Origin of the sequence: Marinomonas sp. UCMA 3892, from assembly GCF_012726345.1 — a bacterium.
In the GTDB taxonomy this organism is placed as follows: domain Bacteria; phylum Pseudomonadota; class Gammaproteobacteria; order Pseudomonadales; family Marinomonadaceae; genus Marinomonas.
In genome coordinates this window covers 385,450-404,367 of sequence record NZ_PTXN01000001.1, presented here as the reverse complement: position 1 = coordinate 404,367, position 18,918 = coordinate 385,450, and the positions used below count along the sequence as shown (strand labels likewise).

Here is an 18,918-nt window from a genome sequence, read left to right as displayed (position 1 = left end):
GCCTCACCTTGATCACTCCTTGTCGTCTAAACTTCTGGCGTTTCAGTGGCGATAACTTGATACATAGGTAATCCGGCATCTGGATTCGATGCCCATGCCCCCTGCCACAAGTCAACTGTCTCTGCGATAGTGAACTCACCTTCCGCCGTCAATATGGCATTGCTATCAGCGAGCTCCCAATTAATATCTGTACTTGCAGAGAAGCTAGCGACGGTAGCATCGCTCACCAGAATAATAGTATCGTCATCACCAAGATTTTCGGCGCCGCTCCACTGCTCGCCCATATTAAGTGTCAAGCTAGAGCCATCTCCGACATTAATGTAAATGTCGTAAGTTTCATCAGCAGAGAAAACTTGCCCATCGAGATCGGTCGATTCACCTGTAGTTAAATCAAAAACAATCTCTTTAGGCGCTTCATTGACGGTAATTCCCACATCACTCACATTCACATTGCCAGCTAGATCGGTCACTAATACATAATAAGTGCCAGGTTCCAAACCATCTGCAGAGACTTTGGCTTCCTCCCCTGCAGTCACCTCAACACTATTCCAATAGGCATCATCCGCATTAAGTGTGGTTTCAAACAGGCCGTCATTCCATTGCCAATCGTCAGACAAAAAGTCATCAGCAAACAGACTACTATTGACTAGATAAGCAACGCCATCTTCATTGCTAGTAACCGATACCTCACCGTTCGTATCGACAATGGTGTTATCTACAATGGTGCCATCCGCATTAAATTTTTGGATGTAAACATTTGTTGATGTCCCATTTTGATTATAGGTATCACCCATCCAACTGACAGCAAACTCACCATTGCCTAAATCAATAATAGAAGGAGATCTATCGAAGGAATATTCATTTACCTCAAGCAACAATGTTTCACCATTTGCTGTGCCATCAGCATTGTAGAGTTGAACACTCACTCCATAACCAACTAAATCAGTTCGGTTCCAAGCAATAACGAACGCACCATCATCACCCACTGTAGAAAGCGCATATTGATTGTAGCTTTCAGATTCTCGAACTCTACTTACCGTACCATCAGCACTGATATAATCGACAAAGTAGATCTCATTTTCATAGTAATTTGTTTCACTGTTATAAACATTGTACTGACCAGATAGTAAGTAACTGCCATCAGAACCCAACCCTGTCAACTGTAAGCTACTGCCATATACACGACCGATTTCACTAGTTAGCAATGGGTTAATTTGTGCACCATTTGTGCTGCCGTCACTATTAAAAGCTTGTAGATAAGTAACTGACTCTGAGTTATTTTGATTATTTTCGCTCCAAGTAACTACATAGCCGCCATTACCTAATAAGCCAATATTGACGTTACTAAAACTCGATTGTATAGCACTTTGTGCAACGTCAATCGTACTACCTTGTGATGATCCATCAGCATTAAATGCGTAAACAGAGATATAACTATAAGAAGATGTATCGGTTGTTGTGCTGCCTTGCGTAAGCACAAGATATGAGCCATCAGTATCGAGCTCAACCACATCTTCAACGATACGCGACATGCTATACGAATCCGGTGTTACTGTTGTGCTATTGATTAGCGTTCCTTCAGAAGAATAAAGAGAAACTGAATTATCATCATAAAGAACAAAACTTCCGTCCGTTCCAAGTGACTTCACATTAAGGCTATTAAATTCCTCTCTGTTTTCCAACTGAGTAATCAGTTCACCATTCACATCCATCAGTTGTGCATTGGTAAAGTAGGCCTCGTTTGCATATCCAGCAGTGATCACTACAAAGTTGCCGTTGTCACCAATGGCTGATATAGAAGCATTAAAATAGTCACCAGCGAGAGACTGTATATCGCCTACCGCGCCATTTTCATCAACTATTTGATAGTAACCAACGCTATTGAACGACTCATCCTGACCTCGCAAAAAGACAATAAAAGATCCAGAGTTACCCAAGGACAATACATCTTCAATATTAGGAGAACCATTTGCATTACCTGACAAGATAACTTGCGCATCACCTACAGAATCGCCAGTAGTATCAAGGCGCTGCGCTATCATTCTGTAGTCTGTGCCAGACTCTGCATAAATACTTTCTATCCATACCACTGCTGATTGGCCTGTATTACCTAATAAAACAGTCTCGTAAGATTCTTGGAAATAAGAGACATTAGACTGTTCTACTCCTTCTAACTTGCTAGTGCTCGGCGCGACAATTAAGTCATAAGGCCAATTATCATCAATAATAATGGCTTGCTCGTTCGTAGCCGCTAAGCTCACTTCTCCACTACTATTAATTTGACGAACTAAAATGTCACCAGCGTCATATTCGTCCTTACTGTCAAGATTTATAAAGTACCCATCTACTTCATTCCATTGAACCTCTGTAAAGGTATCTCCACCATCTTTTGAATAACGCCAGCTAACCGTTCCTTCAGCAACATCAAAACCAATTGCAAAATCAACGTCTTCATCTTCCGGATAATCGAGCATCATTTCTGATTCATTACCATCCGCATCGTACTCATACCCCACAAAATCACTCGCAGGAAATGACTCTCCATCCGCCAAAAGAATATACGCCCCCGAACCATGCTGCCATGTTTCACCACCATCAAGTGAATATTCGTATGCCACCGCATCATCTGACAAGAACACATTCAACGAGCTCTCATACGTTACGCCATCACTATCAGAAAGCCCGGTATCGTCGAATAACTCAAAGCTTGGCGCTTCATAAGCGTCTGGGGTTTCTACTATTTGATTGTAGGTAAATTCAGCTTCGTTGCCCGCTAGATCTTCTTGATAAACAACAATATCGCCGACTTGATAAGTCATGTTCGGCTCTAATGAAAAGCTGTCACCCACGCCTTCAGTCCAAGTCTCACCGCCATCAAGGGAGTAATCCCAATACCCCAAATCATCATCTAGGGTGACGAATGCCGTGGTTCCGACAATCTCAATTTGAGGCGCTGAAACGAATGAGTCTGTGACAATATAACCATCCGAATTTGCTGCAATTTCACTGACGTTTCCATTCTCGTCATATTGCCTTATTTGCAGGTCGTTATATTTAAATTCAGTATTATCGGTAAGATTAAAGCTAGTTCCCTGACCTTCAAGCCAAGTTACACCATGATCTAAAGAATACTCCCAGCGAACGGCTCCTCCAGTTAACGTCACATTGACTTGCGTATCGCTAGTCACACCATCATCGTCATCTTTACCTGTGTCATTATTCAGTACAACATCAGGCTCGGCTAACAGGGTTTGTATTTCAATAATTGAGGTACTTTGAGCAATATTGCCAGCAACATCGGTAACATAAACAAAGTACTCCCCATTCGCTAAGCCTTCTGTTGCAAAACTACTAGCACTGTCGGCGTACACCGTGACACTACGCCAACTGCCATCATCTAACGCTAAAATATCGTCCAATGTTTCAATACTGAATTCTGCACTAACAAGGTAGGCGATGCCGTCTTCACTCGCTGTGACAGCCACGTCGTCGCCGGCTTTATACACTGTTTCTAAAACAGGAGAACCATCGGCATAATACATATGGATATTAGTGGCACCATTAGAAGACGATGAGGTGATAACAAAGTCTCCATCATCATTCACTACAGTAAAGCGAAGTGGAGAGTAGGTGTTATTGCTAACTATTATTTGCTCCGTTTTCGCACTACCATCAAGATTGAACAGTTGGAACCAAGAGTAATTGTCATTGTGATGCGCAGTATCTGATGACTCAAATGTCACACCAGATATGGCAAAATCACCATTCGTATTTAAAGTGACGACATCCACTCCGACCACATTGTCTTCTGCAGAAATGATTGATGTAATGGTGTCACCTTGCACGTGTACCAGTTCAAATATTTGAATTTTATTACCATTCTCATCTCTTGTTTGCGCTCTGGTAGTGACCAGATAGCTCTCATCAGCTTCTAGCCAATCTACATACAACTTCATTTTGTAGTCAGAATCTGGATCAAGTGTGATCGGCAACATCTTAGCTTCACTTAATGCTGCACCATCTTGTGAAAAAGTCTGCGTAAATACAGCCAAATCTCCGTTTTCATCGGCCCCTGTCCATGACACCGCAAAATCATGGTCTTCGTTGATAAAGTTAATTCTTGTAGCAAGGTTATCTGAGTCGGTAAATTCACCCAGTTCTATTCTAGTACTCACATTAGTGTCTACATTAACCACTTGTAGATTCAAGGTAGAGTTGGTTTCATCCACTAAAATAGCGGCCAGAGCGGCATTATCTCCCCACCCAATTTCTTTAGCCCGTTCTAGATACTCACCTGGCATTTCATCACTGGTTTGCGTCAAAGTAATAACGTTGCCGTTTGGCAAGCCATCAGCCCCATAGGATTGTGCTTTTACTACAGCCAAAGAATTATCAAGATCAAGTACTTCATTCCAGACAAGGATAAAGGCTCCACTGCCTCCAACTGTTAAAACCGTTGGAACCACTGAATTTTCAATCGTTATCACTGAACCAATAGGGTTGCCATTTGAATCATAACGCTGAGCATAAGCTTCTTGGCCAGTGCCGACATTTTCAGTCCAAGTAAGTATGTAGTTGCCGGTATCTCCTAATGGATAAGGCCAGCTATCACCACTCCAATCTGGATCATCAGTAGCTTCATGCACCTCACCAACAGGCGCACCATCAGCGTTAAACAATTGAAAGTACAAACCACTTTGCTCTGATGTGTTTTTGTCGTAAGTCTCACCAGTCCAAGCCACAATTAGACCACTGTCACTACTTACAGAGAAAACGTCTTGTAGATAATATTCCTGATAAGATTGTCCGGTTGGTATAAAGTATGGCAGACCACTTTCTGACCCATCGGCATTATAATACTGAACGCCAACCATGGAAGTTTCAGCAAATTGAATCCAAACCGTTACAAATTTACCGTTTTCTAACGATATTGTTTGTCTGTCACCGATATAAGATCCGTCATCAACCTCAATTTGAATAACACTGGCCGTTCCAACCTCCATGGCTTGCATAGACGAGTTATCCGCCACTATTTCACTTTCATTTGAGTAGATCGCACTTTCGTTTTCATCTGCATCAAACTGTTTAACCTGAATACTACCAACGGCATACGTTGTATCGGCTTCTAGCTCAAAACTGCTTCCTTCTCCATCAACCCAAGTCGATCCGCTATCCAAGCTATAAACCCAACTGGCAGCATTCACATCTAACGTGACATTAACTGTTAGATCGTTGGTTATATTATCGCTATCAGACAGCCCCGTATCTTCTGCTAATTGCACTGTTGGGGCAGGCAGAGAATCCGAAACAAACGGCACTTCATTGCTGGCTGCCGCGCTAATATTACCGGCAATATCTAACTGACGAACTTGAATTTGACCAATTTCATAGGTTTGCAATGCGCCCATTTCGAAGCTAGTGCCAGAACCTTCCGTCCACGTAGCACCGCTGTCTAACGAGTATTCCCAGCTGGCAGCCTCTGCGTCCAATGTCACATCAATGGTGGTGTCGCTGGTGATAAAATCACTGTCTGAGTCACCAGTGTCTTCATGCAAGGTAAAACTTGGCGCAGCTAGCGGGATGGTATCGGTGACGATAGCCGTCGAATTAGAACCTACAGCACTAAGGTTACCAGCTAGATCCGTTTGACGAACTTGGATAGAACCTACGGCATAACTCGTATTGTCGACAAGAATAAAACTAGACCCTGATCCCTCTGTCCAATTAGCACCGTTATCAAGGCTGTATTCCCAGCTTTGAATAGTTGACTCACCATTGCTACCAAAATCCACCTGCATGACATTGGTAATGCCATCTGAATCATCAATGCCTGAATCTACATTCAATGATAGAGTTGGTGTCTGTGCGGTGGTGTCTATTTCAATCGTGGCATCGTTGCTGGCTGAAGCGCTAGTATTGCCAGCGACATCTATTTGTTGAACCTGGATATCTCCCGCCAAATAGGTGGTGTTAGCGGCTAGATCAAAGCTGGTTCCAGTGCCGGTTTGCCAAGTTATGCCGGCGTCTGTGCTGTATTGCCAAGTAGCGGCGTCTTCAGAGAGCACAACATTTACAACCGAATCATTGGTAATATTGTCTGTATCGCTACTCCCAGAATCGCTATTCAGACTAAAGGTTGGCGCATCAAGAGGGATTGTATCCGTAATAATATTGCTGTCATTTAGAGTCGCTGTACTTTCATTTCCAGCTAGATCGATTTGTTTAACTTGAATAGCACCCGCTGCATAGGAAATATTTGCAGCAAGTTCAAAGCTCGTACCATTCCCATCCAACCAAGTTGAACCGCTGTCTAAGCTGTATTGCCAAGTTGCTACATCATCGGCAAGATCTACGTTTACGGTGAGATCATTGGTAATACCGTCCGTATCAGAACTTCCTGTATCGGTGTTTAGGCTAAATTCAGGTGCACCGACTAAAGAATCAACAATCACTGTGTTGTCATTCGATGCGAAGGCGCTGACGTTTCCTTCGGCATCGGTTTGAGTAACAAGGATTTGTCCTACGTCGTAGGTGGTATTGTCTGCCAGTTCAAAACTGGTCGTTGAAATATCTTGATCATCAGACCAAGTTATACCGCCATCTAAACTGTAGTTCCAGCTCACGGCCCCTTCATCTCCTTCTAGCAAGGTGACATTCATAGTCGCAGACGAAGTAATGGAATCGTCAGCTGCAATCCCTGTATCGGAAGCCAATTCAAAACTTGGCGGATCTATCGCCACATCCGTTTCTAAAGATTCATTCGCTACGACATCACTAACGTTACCTGCTATATCAGTTTGACGAACTTGAATAGCATTGGCGTCATAAGCCGTTAATGGTGCTAAGCTAAAGCGCTCTCCGGAGCCCTCATTCCAAGTTTCTCCGCCATCTAAACTGTATTCCCATGACGCAACGTCGTCTGCCAGTGTTACTGCAACAGTAGTACTTGTGAGTTCATTCGAGGTAAGTGAAAAGCTCAGTGTAGGAGCAGAAACCACACTATCTAGAGTAATAATTTGATCATTTGAATCGACGACACTGACATTGCCAGCGGCATCATATTGTCTAATTTGCAGATCACCAGCTTGATAAGCGGTATTGTCTGCTAATGCAAAGCTGGAAACCGAAGCAGCTTGTGATGCAGACCACGTTTCGCCACCATTCAGACTGTATTGCCAGCTCACCGCATCGTCGGCTAAGGCAACATCAACTGTAGTGTTGTTAGTAATGCCATCTTCGTTACTTGCGCCCGTGTCGTTTCTCAATAACGCACTGGGTGCATCTGGTGCAATTAAGTCTGTCGTAATCGTAGTGGTATTCGATTTTATCTCACTGACATTACCTGCCACATCGGTTTGACGAACCTGAATACTACCAACGGCATAAGTTTGATTTTCGTTAAGTTCGAAGCTTGTACCTGAGCCTGCCACCCAATTCGCACCGCTATCTACACTGTATTCCCAGCTCGCCACATCGTTGGCTAATTTAACGCGATAGGTAGTGTCACTGGTAATGCCATCTGTTTTGTTTTGACCACTATCTTCTGCAAGGAAAGTTACTGGAGCTGAAACCGTGTTGTCCGTTACGACTTTAGAAGAGAGCGTGGCGATTTCTTCATTGCCTTGCGTATCAATCTGCTTTACTTGAATAGTATCGGCTTGGTAGGTTTTGTTAGCGGCCAGTTCGAATGTTGTGCCAGTTCCATCCTTCCACGTCGAACCGCCATCTAGGCTGTATTGCCATGAAGCCAGATCCACGCCATCATCAAAGGTAACGGACACAGTTGAACTATTGGTAATACCATCACTGTTACTTGTTCCTGTATCCTCAATACTCAAATCAGGCGCTAAGGTTTCAAGTGTTTCAATGGCCGAAGTATTACTGGTAACGTCGCTTTCATTACCTGCTTTATCAATCTGCTTAACCTGAATATCACCAACATTGTAAGTAGTACTGCCTTTAAGCTCGAAGCTCGAACCAGATGTACGAGTGATCCAAGTCGAACCGCCATCCAAAGAATATTGCCAATTGGTAACGCCATCGGCCAGAGTCACATCGACCGTGGTGTCACTAGTAATGCCATCATTATCAGAATCACCAGTATCTTGATGCAATGCAAAAGTGGGTGCATCTGGTGCGATCGTATCTACTTTAATCGTAGTGGAAGATTCGACACTATTTACAGTGACAACAACATCATAATTACCATCTCCGTCTGCTTGGAACCAGCTCGCGGTAATAGGTACATAAGCATAACCACTTTCAATATCGTCAGACGTAACAGTATAGGTTGTCGTGTTTTCCCCTACGGTTAAAGTAACGACTGTATCAGCAGACAAACCTTTAATTTTGACCTCAATGGTGGAAACTATAACCTCTGCGTTGATTGCCTTAATGACATCGCCATCGGCATTTACCAATACCGGCACACTACTAAAAGTAAAGCTTGATGTTATGGCATTGTCCCGACCCGTTGGACCATCGTTAAAGGTTTCTAGACCTTTGGTTAAAATATCGGCCACTTCAGAAGTGAGTTTTAAGTCAGCACTGGCATCGCTATTCGCTTCTTTTAATGAGCTGGCGATGGTGGCAATTGTTTCTGCAGCACTGGCATTGCCTGCGTCCGAATCGGCACCGGACAAAATTGCCAAGGCTTGACCATATTTAAGAGCTGCTGCATCGGCAGAACTAGTATCTTCAGTCACTACAGCTGGTTTATCTAAAATATTATCTAGGCCAAAAAGCGTTGCAACTTTTCCATTCATTGCCACATTGTCTGTGGTCACGGCTCGATTATCTGATGTTACACCCGCTAGCTGTGTTGCCAGTTCTGTCAGAGGCGTGACGCTGATGGCTTTGTCACTGGCGCCATCAGTTGTCGTCATAGCACGTAAAGACGTACCTAAGCTTTTTGCTTCACCTGTTGTTTCGTCGGTGTAATCTGTAGAAGTACCATTGATATCGATAATCTCAACCAACATCGGTCCTGAGTAGCTGCCGGTATATACATAATCACCTGTTGAATAATCATGCTCTGCCGAACTAATTAAATTACCCGATGCGTCATACAAATCGATTTGTACGGTAGAAAAGAAAATACCAGCAGCACTGGAGATTGTTGTCGATGACGTCGATGCAGAACCTCCGCCAGAGCTAGAACTAGAACCACCAGAACTAGAACCGCTAGCCATTCCAACAGCTCCCAATCCCAGAGCGGCTGCATACCAACCCCATCCCATTTCACCCGCGGCACCTTGGCTGCCTGATGATGGATCTTCATTGTGCTCTTGTGCTTCAGACCCCGTCGAACCATTTTGTAAAGGAGCACCTTCCTGAGGACGCATGCTGGAAGGAACCGACATGTCAATTTTGGGCTGAGTGCTATTGGCTAAATCAGTCGTTTGGTTACTATTATCAGCATTCAATGTGATTGTTGTTGCTGTCTCGGCGCTCCAAATAGGCTCTTCCACCAACACATCTGATTCCATTCCAGCCAAGGCAATATCCGATAAAATAATACCGCTATCATCAAATGATGCTTCTCTTGCTTCATCAAAATACTCTTCAATTACCAGTAAAACTTCACCGTCCCGCACTATCAATAAATGATCTTCGTCTTGTTGCAACACCACATTTTCAGGGTATTTTCCCGTCTGAGAATCGATCAGTGAATAAACACTACCAAACTTAGCAGTAACGCTTTTTGCATCACCTAATTACAAATAATGTGACTGGCTATCTGTAGCCTTTTCAACGATATAAATTAAGCTTGACATAATGATTCACCTGTAAAGAAACAATAAAGATTGAGCAGTTCTATCCAATATATTTGCAATATAGAGAGCAATTGAGATTGCGTCATACCGCATATGAGGTATATTCCTAGAAAAAGTGAAAATATTAACGCTTCCGGAAGAACGATAAATGAGCTCATCAAAATTACTGGAACTAATAGATTCTATTTATGATAGCGGGTTTGATCATCAAGACTGGAATAATGTTTTAGAGAAGCTCTGTCATCTTTTGCATGCTAATAGCGCTGGACTTTTCTTCATTAATTTCCGTCAACAAACATTCAGAGTCCTTGGAGAACATGGCTTTCCCGAAAGTTTTATTTCGTCTTATCAACTTGGGTTAGGAGCAGAAGACAAAACCGCGACGGTCATGATGGCACTTCCAGAAGGTACGGCTCATGGGGCCATTGATCACAAGGTATCAGAACGAGAGCACCCTTTTTTTTATGAGAAAATATTATTGCCGAACAACGTAGGCTATATAGGTGCACTAAATATTTGTAATAACGAACGCTATTTTGTAGGTATCGGTATACATAGAGGAATGGATCAAACTCAATTCAATGAGGATGAATTAAGCTACTTAAAGCGGCTTTACCCACACTTTAGAAGAGTTTTTGATTTCTCTGATATTTTAGAGCAATTAAAAGAAAAAGAAGATGTGTTCATGTCTGCCTTATCAAGAATCCCAATTGGCGTAATCATCATCAACTCAAAGCTAGAAGTGACCTACAATAATGAACTAGCCGCGGCATTGTGCAAAAAAGACCTTGGCTTAAAAATAGAAAACAACCATTTGAAATTAGATAAGCTAGCAGATCAGCGTTTGCTAAAGAGCAGCCTAATAAAGCTATTAAATAATGAAATCACACATAAAACCTTACAGATAAAAAGCGACTTTCAAATCAGCCCTCTCACCTTAATGGCTAAAAATGTGGAGTCATCTGGAAAATCTATCAACTTCCATCAAGATCAAATTATTTTATATATATCCTATCCTGAACTTTGCTCATTCTCGAATGCAGACTCATTACAAGCTGTATACAAACTCACTGCTGCAGAGGCACATCTCGCACTATCGTTAACCAATGGCCTAACCTTGCAAAATATCGCCGAAGATAAAAATATAAGCGTACAAACCGTGCGCAGCCAATTGAAATCCGTTTTTAACAAAATGAATGTAAACTCACAAACTGAACTTGTGCGTCATATATTGACAAGCGCTTTAAATTTAACAAGATAAAATTATTTTTTATGCTTTTTGACGGCCTGAAGGCCGACCTACATGTGATTTGGTTTTGGATGATCGCCTCTTGACGGCCTGAAGGCCGACCTACATGTGATTTGGTTTTCTGTAGGTCGTGTTTGTGTGTCGAGGGGTTTACAATAACGAACGCACGTACGCTTCGATCTCAGGGTTCTGGCAATTATCAAAGAAACATTGCTGGAAGCGTTCACCAGTTACGGCTGTTTTAACCAGTTCTTGGTCCATGGCTTTTAAACCATCCAAGTAGTTGTCTTTCATAGTTGCTGCTTTCACTAAGTTCAAGATGCCAGCGTTTTTAACTTGTGGTTCTCTGCGTTCAACTGGGTAGCCTTCGCCACGTGGGCCAGTGAAGGCTTTTTCAAAGATGTAACGTGCATTTAGTTCTGCCGCCCAACCAAAACCTTTCGCAAATGCCATAGCAATGGCATTACCGTTGTTGATTTGGTTAAACAAGAAAGCGTCTGAAGGTTCTAGGCAGTAACCACACACAACACCTGGGTGAGCGTTCAGAGACATCATTGCGCCTTGACCAGTCCCACAACCAGAGACAACAAAGTCTACAGCGTTCGAGTTCAATAAAAGGCTCGCCATGATGCCTAGGTGGATGTAAGTCAGGTGGTGATCGTTTTCATCACTCATGCCGACGTTAAACACATCGTGATTCAATGGACCAGCAACCGCGTTTAGTTGTTCTAGAATTACGGCGTTTTTACCTGCTTGGCTGTTTTCCATCATCAGTGCAATTTTCATAACTTTCTCCTGAATTCATTTAAGTCATTCGATGTCGCAAGACGTTGTTTATAAGAAGTCTTTTCGTACTGGTGTGAAATTGTCTAGCAAGACGCCTGGCTCTAAACAGCGGCAACCATGCATGACATTTGGCTCTTTATAAAGAGTGTCACCAGGACCAACAATTTTGGTTTCATCTCCTATTGTGAACTCAAACTTACCAGACAATACGTAAGTTAATTGTTCATGTGGATGATTATGAAGTGGGCCGATGGCATCTTTTTCAAAATGCACTTCGACTGTCATGATGTTATCTGAATAGGCCATGATTTTGCGTGAAACACCCGCACCAAGATCTTCCAGAGGGACTTCGTTATTGTAAACAAACATAGGACAACTCTTTGTATTCTTGTTTTAGACAAGACTACTATAGCAGCGATAAAACATTATTCAATCTTTTATGAAAAGCTGTTTCATTTATTTTATTGCACGATAAAAAAACGAATTTTACAAAGTTGGCTATTCGAATGAATAAACTGACTAATAGATAAGAAAGAAAAGCAGATGAACAAAGAAAAGAAAGCCGGAGCGAAATCACTCCAGCTTTTGATATTCTAGATAACTATTACGGATGGATACTACTTAGTGTAACCTAATTTTTCAGATACTTTCGCTGCTGCTTCTTGTAGCAAACTAACGTATTTTTCAAATTTTTCAGGTGTATAACGTAATGTTGGAAAAGATAAACTCAATCCAGCAATAACATTACCTAATCGGTCATAAATAGGCGCGGCAATACATCGCAGGCCTTCTTCTTGCTCTTCGTTATCCACACCGTAACCTAAATCTTTCACTTCTTTTAGTTCGACCAAAAGAGAGTCTATAGAACGGTGTGTTTTAGCCGTAGAAGGCAGGAATTCAGTGTCTTTTAAAACATCACGAATGTAGCTTTCTGGGCGCTCGGCAAGCAGTACTTTACCTATTGCAGTAGAGTAAAGCGGATTGCGGCGGCCAATACGAGATTGCATACGCAAGTTGTATTGAGCATCGACTTTGTATATATAAATAATACCGTCACCATCACGAATACCAAGGTGCAATGCTTCTTTTGTCAGCTCACCAATACGAGACATATAAGGCTCGGTAAGTTCGACTAAATCAACATGCTCTAAAGCTCGCGCACTGACTTCAAACAGCTTCAGTGTAAGTGAGTAACGATCATCGTCACCTTCTTGTGACACAAAACCTAACATCTTCATAGTTTGCAAAAAGCGATACACAGTGCTTTTTGACGTCATGACGATTTGAGACAGTTCTGTAACACCCAAGGACTTGTGTTCTGCTAAAGCGTTTAGAATAGCAAATACCTTCATCACAGAAGATACGGGTTCTATTTGCTGAGTATTTTCTTCATTTATCATATAAGTTTCATTTTTTTTGAAATGTGTTTTTGTAATTGTAGAGTAATTCTGCATATAGATACATCCCAGCATTACAAAATGAAACTTAATTCACAATTAAGATATTATACAAGTTGCAAAAAATATCACTGCGGCAAGATGCGGAAGCATCGTTTTGATAAAAAATGTTCCGCATGCACCTGTAAAGCTCATCTTTTCCTTTATTTTTTCCTAAAAACTAAAAGACTTAAAAGCTAACTAGCTAACTAGCTAACGAGCTAACGAGCTAACCAGCCGCCATCTACCGCAATGGTATAACCATTCACATAACGCGATGCTTCAGACGCCAAAAAGACAATCGGTCCAGCCATGTCGCCAGGTGTTCCCCAACGACCCGCAGGTATACGGCTTAATATTTCACTAGAACGATCTTCATCCGCACGCAATGCCGCTGTGTTGTCTGTGGCCATATAACCCGGCGCAATCGCATTGACGTTAATACCATGCTTTGCCCATTCGTTTGCCAGTAAGCGAGTTACCCCCATCACGCCACTTTTCGACGCAGTGTAAGAAGGTACTCGAATACCGCCTTGGTAAGACAACATAGAAGCAATATTAATAATGTTGCCGGATGTTCCTTGAGCGATAACCTGTCTAGCAAAGCCCTGAGACATAAAAAAGACCGCTTTAATATTCAGGTCCATTACATCATCCCAATCTTTTTCCGTAAAATCTATCGCATCATTGCGGCGAATAATGCCCGCATTGTTAACAAGAATATCGACTTTACCAAAAGCAGATACGGCTTCTTTAACAACATAGTCAACACTGTCTATTTTACTCATATCAGCAATGACACTATGAAATTGACGACCTGTTTTTGCCATCAATTCAATTGTTTCTGTTGGGTCATCTCTATTTACGCCAACAACATCTGCACCAGCGCCTGCTAGAGCCAAAGCCATTCCCTGACCAAGACCTGTATTACATCCCGTCACAATGGCTACTTTACCCGTCAGATCGAACATATTTTATTCCTCGTGTTTATAATAGTTGGACAAGCAATTTCCCGCCTTGCTGTCCGCTCTCGATGCGCGGGGCATTGAAAGTTTTAAAATCATTTGCGTTGTATGTATCCTCCTATCCTGAAGGCTCCCACCTAACGTACTTACACTTCACATATGTACTTTGGCAGAAGTAGAGGCGCGCGAACGCGCCTCATCCAATACTCTCTATCCTCTTTCAACATCTGAAAAAGTGCTTTCCTACTTATTTAATGGCTCTACGTAAAATGCGATTGCCCTGAGACATAAACTCTTTAGCTGCCTCTTCAACCTTGATATCGCCTTGGTCCATTTTTTCGATCATCTCTTCGAAAAGCCCCAATAACTTAGGATTTTCAAAATGAGCTGATGTAAGAATATTTTTAGGTAAGTCGTCTATTTGCGCTAACCCAGCGACAGATAAGTCAGAGTCTTTGATAGTGCCATCCAAAGATAAAGCTCGACGAGCCGCCAAGCTCAAAGGCACGCCACGAGCTAGACCCATTGCGTTGTAACCGGCAGGTTCATTCAAAAGGAAGTTAATCAGCTTAGCTGCGTCTTTTGGATGCTTACTATTTTTGCCAATAGAAAGCATTAGTGCTGGCTTGTAGAATAAGCCAGCATCAGCCGCGCCTTTTCTCATTGGATAAAAGCCAATATCCAATGACATAGGTGGCTTTAAGTTGTCGTTATATTTGTTGATTGCTGAGTTCCACATGTAAACACCAGCCCATTCACCATTGATCCATGGCTTATGTTCGTACAAATTAGCCTTACCAAAGCCCGCCACATATTTACTGCTTGGCGCGACATGATTTTTCACCATGTCTTCATACATTTTGAAAAACTCAAGCATCTGTGCATCGGAGTAAGCGAATTTTTTATTCGCCTCATCGATCATTGGAATGCCATATTTTTGAACCATAAACGAACGGTTCATTGCGATGATGTCACGACCTTCAAGAATGATAGGAAAGAACTCATCGCCAAGTTTTTCTTTAAAAACAGGCCCAGCAGCCATTAAATCTTCCCAAGTTACTGGGTATGGAAGGCCAGCTTTTGCCCATGTATCTTTGTTGTAATAGAAAATACGTGCTGCCATGGAAACAGGGATGCCATTGAGCTTTCCGTTATTTGTTCCGGCATCAAGAGCGGATTTATCGAACTGAGTAAGGTCCAATACGTCGCTGTATTCACGTAGATCTTTAAAGCCATCTCCTCGTGCAGAAAAGATCGGCATCCAATTCCAGTTTGTTTGCATGACATCTGGTTCAGTATTACCCGCAATCTGAGTCGTTAATCTTTCTAGATGACCGCCCCAGCCGGTGTATTCTGTTTTAACAGAAATATCTGGATGTACTTTTTCGAACTCTTTAACAGCGTCATTGGTTGCTGTGTGTCGGGAGTTGCCTCCCCACCATGACATACGCAAATCTTCCGCGTTTGCATTCACACTCACCATTGAACCAGCAGAAGCCAATCCGACTAACAGAGCTATTGTTTTTATTTTCATGTCCTTTTTCCTCGTTAGTGATTACTCAATTTTTGCACGACTATCACCCTTGCTTTATGCGGTTTAGCTGTCGTGCAAAAGTCTTACAAAGAGATATTTATCTCAGTTTTCTTATCAAAAATATGAGCGTTGCTCATTTCAAAATGGAACCGCTGTTCTTTCCCGATTGAATCCAACAATTTAGCTTCTACGACATCAGAAGGAACTCGTGTACAAAGCTCTCTATCTTCTACGGTAAAGTGGACGTAAAACTCTGCGCCCATGTTTTCCATGCGCACAATCGTGCCCTTGATGATTTCATCCTGCGGCGAATTTTCATCTGCTAACTTGATGAATTCAGGACGAATACCAAACACCACGTCTTCGGTAAAATTGGTTAGAACTCTCTGGAGTTTTTCATCTGGCAAACCTAACATCTGAGACGACAAAGCCAAGTGACACTTGCCTTCACCAGTGCGATCTAAACGCGTCTCAACCATGTTCATTTCTGGCGCGCCGATGAATCCCGCAACAAACAGGTTTTTCGGGTATTTATAGAGGTTGGCAGGCGTATCCACTTGCATGATATGACCGTCTTTCATCACGCAAATACGGTCGCCCATAGTCATGGCTTCTGTTTGATCGTGGGTAACATAAACACTGGTTGCCGAACGATTGGTCTTTTTCAGCGTTTTATGCAAATCCGAAATACGCACACGCATAGACGCTCGTAACTTGGCATCCAAGTTAGACAAAGGCTCGTCAAACAAGAACACCTGCGGGCGCTTAACAATGGCACGGCCTACTGCAACACGTTGCGCCTGACCACCAGAAAGCTGACGCGGTAAGCGATCTAGCAAAGGCGTAAGTTCAAGAAGTTCTGCGGCTTCGTTGACTTGTTTCTCAATATCCGCCTTGCTAACTTTTGCTAATTTCAAACCAAAGCCTAAGTTTTCACGCACACTCATGTGGGGATAAAGCGCATAGTTTTGGAACACCATGGCAATACCGCGATCTTTAGGTGGTAAGCTGTTTACGACCTTGCCACCAATACTAATAGAACCGCCAGTAACCGATTCCAAACCCGCCAACATACGTAATGTCGTCGATTTCGCACAACCAGAAGGCCCGATGACAACCAAGAACTCGCCGTCTTCAATTTCTAGGTTAATACCATGAACTGCTTTGAAGCCGTTCGAATACACTTTGGTCAAATTTTCAAATACAACTTTAGACATACTATTCACCTATCCCTTAACGCCACCGGACGAAATTCCTTCTACGAAGTAATTCTGTGCGATTAGGAAAACAACAATTGACGGAACAATGGCAATGGATGCCATAGCCAGAATTTCATTCCACTGAGTACCTTCAGTCACATCAATGGACAGTTTAAGAGCCAATGCGATTGGGTATTTTTCTACGCTGGAAATATAAATAAGCGGCCCCAAAAAATCGTTTACTGACCACATAAATTGGAACAGCGCGACAGAGATAATCGCAGGCTTCAACATAGGCACTACGATGTACCAAAGCAGCTGATAAGAGTTACAACCATCGATTTGTGCTGCTTCTTCCATATCCGTTGGCAAGCCACGCAAGAACTGAATCAACATAAAGACAAAGAAACCTTGCGTCGCAAATGCCATCGGTAAATACAAAGGCAAATAGCTGTCTAGCATGCCCATTTCGCGGAACATCAAGTATTGGGGAATCAACAACACAGACGTTGGCAACAAAATGGTAGCCACCAAGGTGACGAACCAGAATTTCTTAAATGGGATATCAAAGCGAGCAAATCCATAAGCTACAATGACCGATGAAATCACCGTCAAAATCACTTTCGGCACCACGTAATACAAGGTGTTTAGAAAGAATCGTCCAAAGGTATATTCCGTGCCGGTATTCCAACCATTAATAAAACCATCTAGCGAAAATTCTTTCGGCCAAAGGCTCAAAGAACTAAAGATTTCATGGTTTGGTTTAAAAGCTGCTGAGAACATCCAAAACAGCGGATACAACATCACCAATCCAAAAAACAGCAAGATAATGTAACGAATAGATGCGCCTACTCGTTGCTTACGAATTTCAGCTCTTAGTGTTGGGTTATTCTTAAGGTCAGCGGATAACGCTGCTTTATTAGGGAATACTTTATTCATAATTATTTACCACCCTTATCACCTGAGTAGAACACCCAGTACTTCGATGATTTGAATGAAATCGCCGTAAATATCGCCACAGCAACAAACAACACCCAAGCAAGCGCACTACCATAACCAAGATCGAAATACTTAAACGCCGTCTCATAGATATAAAGCGAGAACAAATACGTCGATTTAGCAGGACCACCGCCGGTAATAACATACGGCGCCGTAAATTCTTGAAACGCCTGAGTGGTTTGCATAATGAAGTTAAAGAAAATAACAGGAGTAATAAGAGGCACGGTGATCTTGGTGAACATTTGCCATTTAGATGCACCGTCAATCATGGCAGCTTCATACTGAGATTGTGGAACACTCTGCAGAGCAGCCAAAAAGATCACCATAGCCGAACCAAATTGCCAAACACGCAACAAGGTTACGGAGAACATGGCAAACACGGGCTCGCCCAACCAAGAGATCGCCTCGACACCAAAGATACCCAAAAAGCTATTCAGCAAGCCATCGAGTGAGAATATAGCGCGCCACAATACCGCTATTGCCACACTACTACCCAAGATAGAAGGGATGTAATAAGCAGTACGGAAGAACTTAATGCCGCGAAGCTTAAAGTTCAGCACAAAGGCAATAAAGAGTGCGAAAGCTAATTTCAGCGGAATGGTCAGAAACACATACGCGAACGTTACCCCCATAGATTGGTAGAAGGTATCGTCATCCATCATGTAACGATAGTTATCTAAGCCAATGTACTCTGGCGGATTAATTAGATCGTAGTCAGTAAAACTGATGATCAAGGATGAGAGGAAGGGAAACGCTGTAAATACTAGAAGCCCTATTATGTAAGGACTGATGTACAGCAACCCTAAACGCTTATTTTCATACATAGTTTTTAACTCTGAATGTTGTTTTTATTTGACGTTGTGAAAACATACTAGAAGAACAATAAAAAAATAACAATAATTAATTAATTTTTTCAAAACACTTTTTCATTTTTATTGGTGAATAAATTTAAAATAGCTGTTAATCTGTTTTTC

10 protein-coding genes are annotated in these 18,918 nt (G+C 42.3%); 1 reads left to right on the top strand and 9 read right to left on the bottom strand.

The window, feature by feature from the left end; genetic code table 11:
• Positions 1-26: 26 nt before the first annotated feature.
• The gene (locus tag B6N13_RS01985; protein WP_169458287.1) at positions 27-9,629 is read right to left on the bottom strand and encodes a hypothetical protein; all 9,603 of its coding nucleotides are present in this window, start codon (positions 9,627-9,629) and stop codon (positions 27-29) included.
• Between the two features lie 295 nt (positions 9,630-9,924).
• On the opposite strand from B6N13_RS01985, the gene B6N13_RS01980 reads away from it, so the two are divergent.
• Positions 9,925-11,037, top strand: coding sequence for a helix-turn-helix transcriptional regulator (locus B6N13_RS01980; RefSeq protein WP_169458286.1), 1,113 nt, complete (start codon positions 9,925-9,927; stop codon positions 11,035-11,037).
• A 138-nt stretch (positions 11,038-11,175) separates the two neighbouring features.
• Here the strand turns inward: B6N13_RS01980 and B6N13_RS01975 are convergent, their stop codons facing one another.
• From B6N13_RS01975 to B6N13_RS01940, 8 genes are all read right to left on the bottom strand, one after another.
• Positions 11,176-11,811 (bottom strand): RpiB/LacA/LacB family sugar-phosphate isomerase, encoded by a 636-nt coding sequence (locus tag B6N13_RS01975; protein WP_072838985.1) that lies wholly within the window; start codon positions 11,809-11,811, stop codon positions 11,176-11,178.
• A gap of 48 nt (positions 11,812-11,859) precedes the next feature.
• Positions 11,860-12,180 carry a cupin domain-containing protein gene (locus B6N13_RS01970; protein WP_011978607.1) on the bottom strand — a complete coding sequence of 107 codons (321 nt, stop codon included), beginning with the start codon at positions 12,178-12,180 and terminating at the stop codon, positions 11,860-11,862.
• A gap of 248 nt (positions 12,181-12,428) precedes the next feature.
• Complete coding sequence (gene kdgR / locus B6N13_RS01965; RefSeq protein ID WP_100186656.1) at positions 12,429-13,211, bottom strand: DNA-binding transcriptional regulator KdgR; 783 nt, start codon at positions 13,209-13,211, stop codon at positions 12,429-12,431.
• A gap of 257 nt (positions 13,212-13,468) precedes the next feature.
• On the bottom strand, positions 13,469-14,218 hold the full coding sequence (kduD, locus tag B6N13_RS01960; RefSeq protein ID WP_100186646.1) for a 2-dehydro-3-deoxy-D-gluconate 5-dehydrogenase KduD: 750 nt from the start codon (positions 14,216-14,218) through the stop codon (positions 13,469-13,471).
• Between the two features lie 241 nt (positions 14,219-14,459).
• Entirely contained in the window at positions 14,460-15,746 is a 1,287-nt protein-coding gene (locus B6N13_RS01955) for an ABC transporter substrate-binding protein (protein WP_169458285.1), read from the bottom strand.
• 83 nt (positions 15,747-15,829) lie between these two features.
• Positions 15,830-16,963 (bottom strand): sn-glycerol-3-phosphate ABC transporter ATP-binding protein UgpC, encoded by a 1,134-nt coding sequence (ugpC, locus tag B6N13_RS01950; protein WP_169458284.1) that lies wholly within the window; start codon positions 16,961-16,963, stop codon positions 15,830-15,832.
• Positions 16,964-16,972: 9 nt separating this feature from the next.
• Complete coding sequence (locus B6N13_RS01945) at positions 16,973-17,884, bottom strand: carbohydrate ABC transporter permease (protein ID WP_072838980.1); 912 nt, start codon at positions 17,882-17,884, stop codon at positions 16,973-16,975.
• A gap of 2 nt (positions 17,885-17,886) precedes the next feature.
• Entirely contained in the window at positions 17,887-18,768 is an 882-nt protein-coding gene (locus tag B6N13_RS01940) for a sugar ABC transporter permease (protein ID WP_011978601.1), read from the bottom strand.
• Positions 18,769-18,918 lie beyond the last annotated feature (150 nt).